At 63.9% G+C, this 13126-nt stretch carries 10 protein-coding genes; 7 read left to right on the forward strand and 3 right to left on the reverse strand.

The genetic code is table 11. The features are described from left to right. Positions 1–61 precede the first annotated feature (61 nt). From metG to AC0L2F_RS16645, 6 genes are all read left to right on the forward strand, one after another. Positions 62–2068, forward strand: a complete 2007-nt coding sequence (metG, locus tag AC0L2F_RS16620) for a methionine--tRNA ligase (RefSeq protein WP_473249071.1) — start codon at positions 62–64, stop codon at positions 2066–2068. Positions 2069–2081: 13 nt separating this feature from the next. Then, positions 2082–2858 (forward strand): TatD family hydrolase, encoded by a 777-nt coding sequence (locus AC0L2F_RS16625; protein ID WP_063996346.1) that lies wholly within the window; start codon positions 2082–2084, stop codon positions 2856–2858. Positions 2859–2871: 13 nt separating this feature from the next. Then, on the forward strand, positions 2872–3669 hold the full coding sequence (locus AC0L2F_RS16630) for an MBL fold metallo-hydrolase (RefSeq protein WP_473249072.1): 798 nt from the start codon (positions 2872–2874) through the stop codon (positions 3667–3669). A gap of 164 nt (positions 3670–3833) precedes the next feature. After that, a complete protein-coding gene (locus tag AC0L2F_RS16635; RefSeq protein WP_247434706.1) occupies positions 3834–4427 on the forward strand; it encodes a TRAP transporter small permease in 594 nt (197 codons plus the stop codon). A gap of 2 nt (positions 4428–4429) precedes the next feature. Beyond that, on the forward strand, positions 4430–5743 hold the full coding sequence (locus AC0L2F_RS16640) for a TRAP transporter large permease (protein ID WP_063996349.1): 1314 nt from the start codon (positions 4430–4432) through the stop codon (positions 5741–5743). Positions 5744–5779: 36 nt separating this feature from the next. Beyond that, the gene (locus tag AC0L2F_RS16645) at positions 5780–6757 is read left to right on the forward strand and encodes a TRAP transporter substrate-binding protein (RefSeq protein WP_473249073.1); all 978 of its coding nucleotides are present in this window, start codon (positions 5780–5782) and stop codon (positions 6755–6757) included. Between the two features lie 88 nt (positions 6758–6845). Here the strand turns inward: AC0L2F_RS16645 and AC0L2F_RS16650 are convergent, their stop codons facing one another. From AC0L2F_RS16650 to AC0L2F_RS16660, 3 genes are read right to left on the reverse strand one after another with little or no spacing between them, the layout of a single operon-like run. Beyond that, complete coding sequence (locus tag AC0L2F_RS16650) at positions 6846–8495, reverse strand: acyl-CoA synthetase (protein WP_473249074.1); 1650 nt, start codon at positions 8493–8495, stop codon at positions 6846–6848. Positions 8496–8518: 23 nt separating this feature from the next. Further along, positions 8519–10408, reverse strand: a complete 1890-nt coding sequence (locus tag AC0L2F_RS16655) for a TRAP transporter large permease (RefSeq protein ID WP_473249075.1) — start codon at positions 10406–10408, stop codon at positions 8519–8521. A 15-nt stretch (positions 10409–10423) separates the two neighbouring features. Further along, positions 10424–11443, reverse strand: coding sequence for a TRAP transporter substrate-binding protein (locus tag AC0L2F_RS16660; protein WP_473249076.1), 1020 nt, complete (start codon positions 11441–11443; stop codon positions 10424–10426). Between the two features lie 456 nt (positions 11444–11899). Here AC0L2F_RS16660 and AC0L2F_RS16665 point away from each other — a divergent pair, with 456 nt between their 5' ends. Beyond that, positions 11900–13096 carry a M24 family metallopeptidase gene (locus tag AC0L2F_RS16665; protein ID WP_473249077.1) on the forward strand — a complete coding sequence of 399 codons (1197 nt, stop codon included), beginning with the start codon at positions 11900–11902 and terminating at the stop codon, positions 13094–13096. Positions 13097–13126 lie beyond the last annotated feature (30 nt).

Raw genomic sequence — 13126 nt, forward strand, 5'->3', positions numbered from 1 at the left:
AAGACAATAAACTAACGCAGGTTCGTTTCCCAATTTCGAGAAGCCGGTAAAGGAATTCGCCGTGGCAGCGCGAGCTAAGAAAATCGCTAAAGGCAAGAGCAGCAAGAAGAAGGCTGCCACGAAGGCCGTCAAGAAAGCCGCGAAGAAGGCTGTGAAGGCGCGCGCGCGCAAAGCTGCCAAGAAGGTCAAGAAAGCCACGAAGACCAAAAAGACGGCCGCCAAGAAATCCGGGAAGAAGAGCGCCGGGAAGACGGCAAAGAAGGCAGCGAAGAAGCAGGTCGTCGCCAAGAAGACGGTCAAGACAGCGACCAAAAAGCCTGCCAAGGCTTCGGCGAATAACAAGGCTTCGGCGAAAAACAAGGCCCCGGCGAAGACGATAGCCAAGACGGCGAGGGTGGCTGCGCCTGCCGTGACCACCACACTAGCTCCTGTCGCCACACCGCCGAAAATTGCCAAGCCCAAGGCCCCGCGCGCACCGAAGTCCGACGCCGGGCCGCAGGCCACCACGCCCGTGGCCGTGCCCGCGCGCGACAACGTCTTCTACATCACGACCGCGATCGCCTATCCCAATGGCAGCCCCCATATCGGCCACGCCTATGAGGCGATCGCGACCGATACGTTGGCGCGCTTCGCGCGACTCGACGGCAACGATGTGTTCTTCCTGACCGGCACCGACGAGCACGGCCAGAAGATGGTTCAGACCGCGGCCAGCGAAAAAATGTCCGTCTCGGAGCTCGCCGCCCGCAATGCCGGCCGTTTCAAGCAAATGGACGAGCGCCTGAACGTGTCGTTCGACCGCTTCATCCGCACCACCGAGGAGCAGCATCATCGCTCCAGCCAGGAGATCTGGCGGCGCATGGAAGCGAACGGGGACATCTATGCCGACATCTATGCCGGCTGGTATTCCGTGCGCGACGAAGCCTATTACGCCGAGGACGAGACACGCCTGAACGACGACGGCGTGCGGCTCGGGCCACAGGGCACGCCGGTCGAATGGGTCGAGGAGAAGAGCTACTTCTTCCGCCTGTCGGCCTATCAGGACAGGCTGCTCAAGCTCTACGAGACGCAGCCCAATTTCATCGGCCCCGACTCCCGCAAGAACGAGGTGGTGAGCTTCGTCAAGGGCGGCCTGCGCGATCTCTCGATCTCGCGCACGACGTTCGACTGGGGCGTCAAGGTGCCCGGCGACGAAGAGCACGTGATGTATGTCTGGGTCGACGCGCTCACCAACTACATCACCGGCGTCGGCTTCCCCGACGAGAGCGACAACAACTGGCGTTATTGGCCTGCCGACGTGCACATCATCGGCAAGGACATCATCCGCTTCCATGCGGTGTACTGGCCGGCTTTCCTGCTGTCGGCCGGGATCCCGCTACCGAAGCGGGTCTATGCCCATGGCTTCCTGTTCAGCAGGGGCGAGAAGATGTCGAAGTCGGTCGGCAACGTGGTCGATCCCTTCAACCTCGCCGACCAGTACGGCGTCGACCAGATGCGCTATTTCTTTCTGCGCGAGGTGCCGTTCGGCCAGGACGGCAACTACAATCACGAGGCCATCGTCGCGCGCATCAATGCCGATCTCGCCAACGATCTCGGCAACCTCGCGCAGCGCTCGCTGTCGATGATCGCCAAGCAGCTCGGCGGCGTGCTCCCGGATCCCGGCGAATTCAGCGACAACGACAAGGCGATCCTGTCACAAGCCGACGGCATGCTCGCGGCGTCCCGCGAAGCGATGGCGACGCAGCAAATCCATCACTGGCTCAATGCCGTGTGGGCCGTGGTCGCGGAAGCCAACCGCTATTTCGCGGGCGAAGCGCCGTGGGCGCTCGCCAAGACCGATCCTGTCAGGCAGAGGACGGTGCTCTACGTCACCGCCGAAGTCGTGCGCCAGATCGCGATCCTGGCCCAGCCGGCCATGCCGACGGCCTCGGGATTGCTGCTGGACAGCCTCGGTATCCCCGAAGGGGAGCGCAACTTCGCTGCGCTCGGCGGCGCGACGCGCATCGCGCCCGGTACGACGCTGCCCGCGCCGACGCCGGCCTTCCCGCGCTACATCGAGCCGGCAGCCTAAGGGCGTTCGCACCATGCTGGTCGACAGCCACTGCCATTTGGATTTTCCGGACTTTGCGGAGGATCTCGACGGGATCGTGTCGCGGGCGCGAGCGGCCGGCATCGGCCGCATGGTCACGATCTCGACGCGGGTGAGAAAGCTGAACCAGCTTTTGGCCATCGCCGAGCGCTACGACGACGTCTATTGCTCGGTCGGCACCCATCCGCACAACGCGGATGAGGAAGACGGCATCGCGCCGGACGAGCTGATCGCACTGACGCAGCATCCAAAGGTCGTCGCGCTCGGCGAGGCCGGGCTCGACTATTTCTACGACAACGGCTCGCCGGAGGCGCAGGCGAGGGGCTTTCGTGCCCACATCGCCGCGGCCCGCGCCACCGGCTTGCCGCTGGTGATCCACACCCGTGAGGCGGACGAGGATTGCGGCCGCATCCTTGAAGAGGAGACGGCAAAGGGATCGTTTCGCGCCGTGTTGCATTGTTACACCGGCGGGCGCGAGCTGGCGCTGAAGGCGGTCTCGCTCGGGCTCTATATCGGTTTCACGGGCATCCTGACCTTCAAGAAGTCCGAGGCCTTGCGCGCGCTTGCGGCCGAACTGCCGTCCGACCGTATTCTGGTTGAAACGGACTCGCCCTACCTTGCGCCGGGCAAGTTCCGGGGCAAGCGCAACGAACCGGCCTATGTGGTCGAGGTCGCAAAAGTGCTTGCCGAAACACGTGGCGTGTCGTTTGACGAGATCTCGCGCCAGACAAGCGACAACTTCTTTCGCCTGTTCTCGAGGGTGAAAGCTTAGAACTGGGAGCCGCATGACGCTGACGCTGACGATCCTGGGCTGCGGCTCCTCCGCCGGCGTGCCGCGCCCGGCACTCGGCTGGGGTGCCTGCGATCCCAACAATCCCAAGAACCGCCGTCGCCGCTGTTCGCTGCTGGTCGAGCAGACCTCGGACGAGGGCACCACGCGTATCGTGATCGACACCTCGCCGGACCTGCGCGAACAATTGCTCGCGACCAATGTCGACCACATCGATGCAGTATTCCTGACCCACGAGCACGCCGATCAGACCCACGGTATGGACGATCTGCGTTCGGTGGTGATGCACATGCGCCGGCGGATTCCGACCTATCTCAATCAGACGACTGCGAACGACATCATGTCGCGGTTTTCCTATTGCTTCGTCTCGCCGGCGGGCAGCGACTATCCGCCGATCCTGACGGCGCAGTCGATCGAGGCCGGTGAAAGCCAGACGATCCAGGGGAAAGGCGGCGCGGTGACGATGACTGCCTTCCTGGTGCAGCACGGCAACATTCCCGCGCTGGGCTATCGCATCGGCGATGCCGCCTACACTCCCGACCTCAACGACATCCCGCGCGAGAGCTGGGGCGCCCTGGAAAATCTGGATCTCTGGATCGTCGATGGCCTCCGCTACACCAGCCATGTCAGTCATTTCAGCATCAACGACGCGTTGTCCTGGATCGAGCGCTTCAAGCCGAAGCGCGCCGTCATCACCAACATGACGGCCGATGTCGATTATGAGGTGATCCGGCAGTCGCTGCCGGCGGGCGTGGTGCCCGCGTATGACGGGCTGCGGCTGGAGACCCGCTGAACCTGCGGTGGAAATTCCGGTGAGAGCCGGCATACTCCTTGCTTGCGCTAGCCCCATCATGTTGATCTAACGTCTGAAAGACAGGCGCTGGGCAGGGGCGATATTCATGCAGGACCGGCGCGCGACGTGCGATCGCCGGGACGTCTGAATCGCCTCGTGTGAGGATGGGGATCGCGTTGGCAGGGGACGATGTCACGAGCCGTGGACCGGTGCGACGCGCGCTGGATCTCCTTTATCTCGGTGCGGGCTACGCCGCCGGGGCCTTCATGGTTGCGATCTTTGCAATCATGATGATCATGTCGATCGGGCGCCAGTTTGCGGTCAACATTCCCGCCGGCGATGATTTCGCCTCCTGGTGCATGGCCGCGATGGCATTCCTCGGCCTCGCTCACACCTTCAAGCGCGGAGAGATGATCCGGGTCGGCCTGCTGCTGGAGCGTCTGCATGGGCGCTCCAAACAGGTTGCGGAGGTCGTGGCCCTCGGCATTGCCGCCGCTTTCATCCTCTATTTCACCCGGCATGCCGTGCAGATGACCTACGATTCCTGGCGCTTCAACGATGTGGCGCAGGGCGTCGTGGCGCTTCCGCTCTGGATTCCGCAGCTCGGGTTTTCCGGCGGACTCGTGATCCTGTCGATCGCGCTCATTGATGAAATGGTCAGTGTGGTCGGCGGCAACCGGCCAAGCTACGAGAAGGGCTCGCCGGACGAGACCCCGGACGAATTCATCGAACGCATATCGCAGGGCGGCGGAGGTTGACGATGGCCAATCTCGGCATGATCGAACTGTCGTTCATTCTGCTCGGCGTCATGATCCTGCTGCTGGGAAGCGGCATCTGGATCGCGGTATCGCTCGGGCTCGTCGGCTTCGTGGCGATGGCGCTGACCACGAGCCTGCCGCTCGGCTCGGTGCTTGCGACCACGACGTGGAGCGCGAGTTCGTCATGGACGCTGGCCGCGCTGCCGCTGTTCATCTGGATGGGCGAAATCCTTTTCCGCACCAAATTATCCGAGGAAATGTTTCGAGGCCTGTCACCCTGGGTTCAGTGGCTGCCGGGGCGCCTCACTCATGTCAACGTGATCGGCTGCGGCATCTTCGCGGCGGTGTCGGGCTCGTCGGCGGCGACCTGTGCGACCATCGGCAAGATCGCGCTGCCCGAGCTGGACAAGCGTGGTTACGACAAGGGCCTCAGCCTCGGATCGCTCGCAGGCTCCGGCACGCTCGGCCTGCTGATCCCGCCGTCGATCCCGATGGTGGTCTATGCGGTCACGGCAAATGTCTCCGTGCTTCAGGTCTTCCTCGGCGGCTTCTTGCCGGGCGTGCTCGTGATGGTGCTCTATTCCGGCTACATCATTATCTGGTCGCTGCTCAATCCAAAAAAGGTCCCGCCGCGCGACCCGCCGATGTCGTTTCGGCGGAAGCTGCAAGAATCCGCCAAGCTCGCCCCATGCCTGCTTTTGATCCTGGCCGTCTTCCTGTCGCTCGTGTTGGGATTTGCGACCGCGACCGAATGCGCCGCCTGGGGCGTTTCCGGCGCGCTGCTGCTGGCGTGGTGGAGCCGCACGCTCACACGCAAGAACTTCCTCGAGAGCATCATGAGCGCGACGCGCCTGACCTGCATGATCATGCTGATCCTGGCAGGCGCTGCCTACACGACCGCAGCGATGGCTTATACGGGCATTCCGGCGGCACTCGCCACCTGGGTCCAGGGCCAGCAGCTCACCCCGGGCATGCTCGCGCTGTATCTGAGCATCATGTACATCATCCTGGGATGCCTGATCGACGGCATCTCGATGATCGTTCTAACTGCCGTAATCGTGCTGCCGATGGTCAAGCAGGCCGGTCTCGACCTGGTCTGGTTCGGCGTCTATCTCATCATCCACGTCGAGATGGCGCAGATCACGCCGCCGGTCGGTTTCAATCTGTTCGTGCTCCAGAACATGAGCGGCCGCGATACCTTGACGGTCGCCCGGGCAGCATTCCCGTTCTTCGTCCTGCTGCTCGCGTCCGTGTTCATCATCACGGAATATCCGCAGATCGTGATGTTCTTGCCCAAGCTTGCTTTCCCAGACTGAGCGTACGTTTTGAAATTGACTGTGAGGAGAAGCCCCATGATCTCTCGTTTATTCCGCGCATCCCTGATCGCCGGCGCCGTGCTGGCCGCGACGCCCGCATTGGCGCAAACCAAATGGAATCTGCCGGCAGCGTATCCAGCCGACAACCCGCACTCCGAGAACCTCGTCGCGTTCGCCAAGGACGTCGAAGCCGCGACATCCGGCAAGCTCCAGATCACGGTTCATCCCGGCGCCTCGCTGTTCAAGGCGCCCGACATCAAGCGCGCGGTGATGACCGGGCAGGCGCAGATGGGCGAAGTCTTGCTGTCGATCCACGAGAACGAGGATCCGGTGTTCGGGGTCGACGTCGTGCCATTTCTGGCGACCAGCTTCCCGGACGCCATGAAGCTGTATCAGGCGTCGAAGCCGTTGATTGCCAAGAAGCTGGACGCGCAGGGGCTCAAGCTATTGTTCGTCGTGCCGTGGGCGCCGCAGGGCGTCTATGTCAACAAGCCGCTTGCGAGCATCGAGGACATGAAGGGCCTCAAATGGCGAGCCTATAACGTTGGGACTGCGCGCATTGGCGAACTGGTCGGCGCGCAGTCCGTCACCATTCAGGCCGCCGAGTTGCCGCAGGCGCTTGCCACCGGCGTCGTGAACTCCTTCATGTCGTCGGGCGGCACGGGCTACGATGCGAAGGCATGGGAGTCGCTGAAGTACTTCTATGACGTGCAAGCCTGGATCCCGAAGGACTACACCTTCGTCAACAAGGCTGCGTTCGAGGCGCTCGACAAGCCGACCCAGGAGGCTATCCTCAAGGCCGCCGCGACCGCGGAAACCCGCGGCTGGAAGGCCTGGCAGGACAAGAGCACCTGGTACATCGACCAGCTCAAGGCCAAGGGCATGACGGTCGAGCCGCCGAGCCCGGCGCTGAAGGCCGGCTTCCAGAAGATCGGCGAACAGCTCACCGCCGACTGGCTCAAGAAGGCGGGAGCCGACGGCCAGGCGCTGGTTGAAGCCTACAAGAAGATGTGAGGACGACGGGACTCGGCGAACCCGACCTCGCCGAAACTGCGCAACGACTTCGCGGCGACGGGCCAAAGGCCGCGGAGTCGAGACAAGCTCAGGCCGAGATCGCCTTCGCCGATCCCGCTTCGTTGCGCAGCAGGAATTTCTGGATCTTTCCCGTCGACGTTTTCGGGATCGGCCCGAACACGACAGCCTTCGGCGTCTTGAATCCGCTCATATGCGAGCGGCAGAAGGCGATGATGTCGGCTTCGCTCGCGCTCGCGCCGTCCTTCAGCTCGACGAAGGCGCAGGGCACTTCGCCCCATTTCGGATCGGGCTTTGCGACCACGGCGGCGAACAGCACGGCCGGGTGCTTGTAGAGAATGTCCTCGACCTCGACGGAGGAAATGTTCTCGCCGCCGGAGATGATGATGTCCTTGGAGCGATCCTTGATGATGACGTAACCATGCACGTCGAGCACGCCGAGGTCTCCGGTGTGAAACCAGCCGCCCTCGAAGGCTTCCTGCGTCGCCTTGTCGTTCTTGAGGTAGCCCTTCATCACGATGTTGCCACGAAACATGACCTCGCCGATGGTCTCGCCGTCGCGCGGTACTTGCCTCATGGTCTGCGGATCGATGACGGTGACGGCTTCCTCGAGCGGGTAGGGTACGCCCTGCCGCCGCTTCAGGCTGGCGCGCTCGGCTGCGGGCAGATCATCCCAGCCAGGCTGCTCGGCGCAGACGGAGGCGGGGCCGTAGACCTCGGTCAGGCCATAGACGTGCGTCAGCTTGATGCCGAGGCTCTCGGCGCCTTCGAGCACCGCGACCGGCGGCGCGGCGCCGGCGATCAGGCCGACGACGCGCCGCGCGGCATCGCCCTTCGGTGCATCGGGCGCGTTGATCAGCGTGTTGTAGACGATCGGCGCGCCGCACATGTGGGTGACGCCGTGCTGCTTGATCAACTCGAAGATCTTGGTCGGCTCGACCTTGCGCAGGCAGACGTTGGTGCCGGCGGCCGCCGCAATGGTCCAGGGGAAGCACCAGCCGTTGCAGTGGAACATCGGCAGTGTCCAGAGATAGACCGGATGCTGGCCGAGTTGGCCCGCGAGGATATTGCTGACGGCATTCAGATAGGCGCCGCGATGATGCGTGACGACGCCCTTGGGATTTCCCGTGGTGCCCGAGGTGTAGCTCAGCGCGATCGCGTCCCATTCGTCGCCCGGCAGGATCGCGGCGAAGTCGGGATCGCCTTGGGCGAGCGCGGCCTCATACTCGATCTCGCCGATGCGCCTTCCGCCCTTGAACGCGGCGTCGTCGACGTCGATCACGAACGGTTTTGGGCCGGTCATCTGCGCGAGCGCGTCGGTGATCACGCTAGAGAATTCCGGGTCGACCAGAATGATCTTTGCGCCGCCATGGTCGAGCTGAAATGCGATCGAAGGCGCATCGAGCCGGATGTTCAGCGCGTTGAGCACGGCGCCGGTCATGGGGACGGCGAAATGCACCTCGTTCATCGCCGGAATGTTCGGCAGCATCGCCGCGACGGTGTCGCCGACGCCGATGCCCTTGCCGGCAAGATACGAAGCAAAGCGCTTGCAGCGCTCATGCGTCTCGCGCCAGGTGAAGCTGCGCCCCTCGTAGACCGTGCTGGCATGATCGGGATAGACCGCGGCGCTGCGTGCCAGGAAGCTCAACGGGCTCAGCGGCACGTAGTTGGCGGGCGTCTTGTCGAGGCCGATATTGTACTGGCTCTGCCGCTCGCTCATCGACACCTCCCTTACGCGCCGGTTTACAGGAATCCGATCGAGATCCACGGAAAGACGGCGACGACGATCAATCCTACCAGCAGCGCCAGCAGATAGCCCCAGATCGGCCTGATGCCTTCGGCTGGATCGACGCGTCCGATGGCGCAGGCGGCATAATAGCCGACGCCGAAGGGCGGGGCGAATAGCCCGATACCCATGGCGAGAATGATCACCATGGCATAATGCACCTCGTGCACGCCGACCGCACGCGCAATCGGAAACAACAGCGGCCCGAACAGCACGATCGCGGGGATGCCCTCCAGCACGCTGCCGAGGATGGTGAAGGCCAGGATCGAGACGGCGATGAAGGTCGCCGCGCCACCCGGCAATCCGGTCATGGCGGACGCCAGCGAGCGCGAGAAGCCTGATTGCGTCAGCCCCCAGGCCATGCCGGTGGCCGTGCCGATGATCAGCAGGATCGCGCCCGACAGCGCCGCGGTCTCGACCAGCATCGGAAACAGCCGCCGCCAGTCGAAGCGGCGGTAGACGAGCAGGCCGACCAGGGCGCCATAGACGATGCCGATAGTGGAGACTTCGGTCGCGGTCGCGATGCCTTCGACCACGGCGTAGCGGATCACGAAGGGCAGCGCGAGCGCGGGCAGGGCGATGACGAAGGTCTTGCCGATCTCGCCACCTGTGGCGCGTCGGACATGGCTCATGTCCTCGTGGCGGTAGCGCCACCACACCAGCATGCACAGCGTGATCGCGAGCACCACGCCGGGCAGGAGACCGCCGGTGAACAGCGCGGCGATCGAGACGCCGGTGACCGATCCGATCGTGATCAGCACGAGGCTCGGCGGAATGGTTTCGGTCTGCGCGCCCGTTGCCGCAAGAAGGGCGACGAGATCGCCGGGCTTGGCGCCGCGCTGTTTCATCTCTGGGAACAGCACGGGTGCGACCGCCGCCATGTCCGCGGCCTTGGCACCTGAGATGCCGGAGACCAGGTACATGGCGCCGACAAGGACGTAATGCAGCCCGCCGCGGACATGGCCGAGCAGGCTCGCCAGGAACGCCACCATGGCCCGTGCCATGCCGGTCATTTCGATCAGGAGCCCCAGGAATACGAACAGCGGCACCGAGAGCAAAATGAGGTGGCTCATGCCCTCGTCCATCCGGCCGACCAGCACCATGACCGGCGTGCGCGTGGTCAGCGCCAGATAGCCGAAGATGGCGAGCCCGAAGCCGAACGCGATGGGAACGCCGGCAAAGACGCAGAAGCCGGCGACGCCGACGAAGAAGATGACGAGGTTGAGATTGCCGAGCGGCCGCAGATAAGGCTGGGCCAGCCAGAACAAGCCGACGACGACGGCAACGGAGATTACGGCCATCAGCACCATGCGGTAATCTGCTGCGCGCAGCAGCCGCAACAGCGCAAACACCGCCATCAGGCAGATGCCGGCCGGGAGCGCTGCGGCGCGCCACATATTGGAGATCTGCAGCGCCGGCGTGGTGATGAAGCTTTCCTCGTAGGCGTAGTCCCAGGACGGCCAGACGATCAGCGCCAGGAAGGCCAGCGCCGCGCAGGTCGCGACGAGATCGAGCCAGGCCCGCGTGGCCGGCTTGGCGCTGGCGACGACCGCGGTCATGCGCATGTGCTCGGAGCGGCGGAACGCGACCGCCGCGCCCAGCATGGCGAGCCACAGGAACAGGATCGAGGCGAGCTCGTCCGACCAGATCAGCGGCCGGTGCAAGCCGTAGCGCGCGACCACGCCGGCAAACAGGATCGCGATCTCGGCGACCACCAAAATGGCCGCCGGGATTTCGACGAGGAGGCCGAGCGCGCGCTCCGTCGAGGCCAGCAGCGAAGATCGGCGAGGGGACCGTACAGCCGCCTCGCCCGCCACTCCGCTCACTTCGACCTCGATATGAGCCATGACGGCTCCAACGCGTTACGACAGCTTGCCGACGGCTTTTTCGAGCAGGTCCCAGGCCTGGTCGCCATATTTGCCCTTCCACTCGGCATAGAAGCCGGCGGACCGCAGCTTGTCGCGGAACGGCGCGACCGCGGGCTGGTTGAAGGTCAGGCCCTTGCCCGCGAGCTCCTGCTGGAGATTGGCATTGAGCTTGGCGGTATCCTCGCGCTCCTTGAGCGCTGCCGCATTGATGTTCTTGGCGACGATGGTGCGCACATCCTCGGGCAGGCTGCTCCACGCCTTGCGATTGGCCAGGAACCAGAAGCCGTCCCACATGTGGTTGGTCAGCGAGCAGTATTTCTGCACCTCGTAGAGCTTGGCGGTCGAGATGATCGCCAGCGGGTTTTCCTGGCCCTCGACGATCCTGGTCTGCAGCGCGGAATAGACCTCGGCGAAATTGATCGAGGCGGGCGCCGCATCGAACGCCTTGAACATCGAGGTCCACAGCGGCGACACCGGCACGCGGATCTTGAAGCCCTTGAGATCGTCCGGATGGGTGATCGGCTTGCTCGACGACGTGGTCTGGCGGAAGCCGTTGTCCCAGATCTTGTCCATGACCTCGAGCCCGGCCTTCTTGATCTCGCCGCGGACGAAGGCGCCGAGATCGCCGTCCATGGCCTTCCAGACCGTCCCGTAGTCCGGGAACGCGAAGCCGATCCCGTTGATGGACGCCGCCGGTACCAGGGTCGACAGGATCAGCCCCGACAGCGTGAAGAACTCGACGCCGCCGGAGCGGATCTGGCTCAGCATGTCGGTGTCGGACCCGAGCTGGTTGTTCGGGAATATCTGGAGGTCGAACTTGCCCTTGGTTTCGGCCTTGATCGCCGCCGCCATCTCCTTGGCGCGTACGTTCAGCGGATGGGTGTCCGGCAGGTTGTTGGCGTATTTGTAGGTGAACTCGGCGCTCTGGGCGCGGGCCACATGGGGCGCACTGAGGCCGCCCAGGATCGCGGTCGCGGCGGAGGCCTTGAGAAGCGTGCGGCGGGAAAAGCTCATGGGTCTGCTTCCTCGGAAAGTTTGTTGTTGTTCTGAGATGCAAACCTATACGGACGGAAGGTCAGAAGGTCATCTGCGATCTCGCGAAGCCTCGCTTATTGCAGCCGGACATCGTCACGGCAATATCGGCTTTCGGAGGCATGGGCCGGATTCAAAAAACGCGAAAACAACCCCATGCACAGTAGCCATCAAAAACTGGGCGACGTGCCACGGCCGGGCCGAAAAAGAACTGGGAACGAAGGTGCAGCGAGAGGAATTCTAGCTAAATAACTGATCTGATTATATATAAATATATTCCATAATATACCTTATGCGAATCATGGATATGGCTGTGCAGGTCAGGCCAGATCATTCCGCAGCTACCCAGAACCCCTCTTTCGGCTCACACTTGGTGCCAACAATCCCCGGGCAAACCGACGCAGCGGTTGAGGCCACGGCAGCATTGGGAGGTTCGTCATGCAGGAGAACGTCGCCCGCGCAGACCGCTCGCGCGCCATTCCATTCGACGCCGCCCAGCTCGACCGCCTGATGGAGGCTGCCGGCCTCGACGTCCTGGTCGCGACCTCCAAGCACAATGTGCAGTACCTGCTGGGTGCCGAGCGCGCGATCTTCTTCGACTACATGGATGCGCTGGGCGTCAGCCGCTATCTGCCGGTCCTGATCTATCCCAAGGGCGCGGCGGAGCACGCGGTCTATGTCGGGCACCGGCTGGAGACCCATCAGCGCGCCGTCGCGCCGCCATGGGTGGCACAGGTCCGGACCGAGTCCAACGGCTCGGTCGATGCGATCACGCGGGCCGTCAGCCTGATCCGCGACGCCGGCGTGCCCCTGAAGCGGGTCGGGGTCGAGATGGCGTTCCTGCCGATGGATGCGGGCCGGGCGCTTGCCGACGCCCTGCCCGGCGCCGAGCTCAAGGACGCGCTGTTGGTGCTGGAGCGACTGCGGGCGGTCAAGTCGGCGGACGAGCTCGCAAAACTCAAGACGGCGTCCGAACTGGTGATCGCCTCGATGCTGGCGGTGATCGCCGGGCACGGCCCGGGCACGACCAAGCAGCAATTGTCGGACGCCTTGCGGATCGCCGAAGCCAATCGCGGGCTGACCTTCGAATACTGCCTGCTCGCTTGCGGCAGCAGTCACAACCGGGCGCCGTCGGCGCAGCGCTGGGAACAAGGTGACGTGCTGTCGCTCGATTCCGGCGGCAATTATCACGGCTATATCGGCGATCTCGCGCGCATGGCCGTGCTCGGTGATCCCGATACCGAACTGAAGGACTGTCTGGCCGAGATCGAGGCGGTCCAGCGCGCGGCCTTCGCCGCGGTCCGGCCCGGCGCCATGGGCGGCGACATCTACGTCGCGGCCGAGCGGCAGCTCGCGAAGATCAGCCAGCGCGATTGCACGGAGTTTTTGGCCCACGGCATGGGCCTCGTCAGCCACGAGGCCCCTCGCCTGACCGCCAAGGGTCCGATCCCCTATGACGACACCGACGCCCGCCTGCCGCTTGAAACAGGCATGGTGGTATCGATCGAGACCACGATGAAGCATCCGAAGCGTGGGTTCATCAAGCTCGAGGACACGGTCGCGGTGACGGCGACGGGGTATGAGATTTTCGGCGAGGGTGGGCGTGGGTGGAATTTGGGTGGCAGTTCGCTGTAGGCTGGGACCGCGCTCACAGCAGACATCTCG

Source organism: Bradyrhizobium sp. Ken64, from assembly GCF_055807555.1.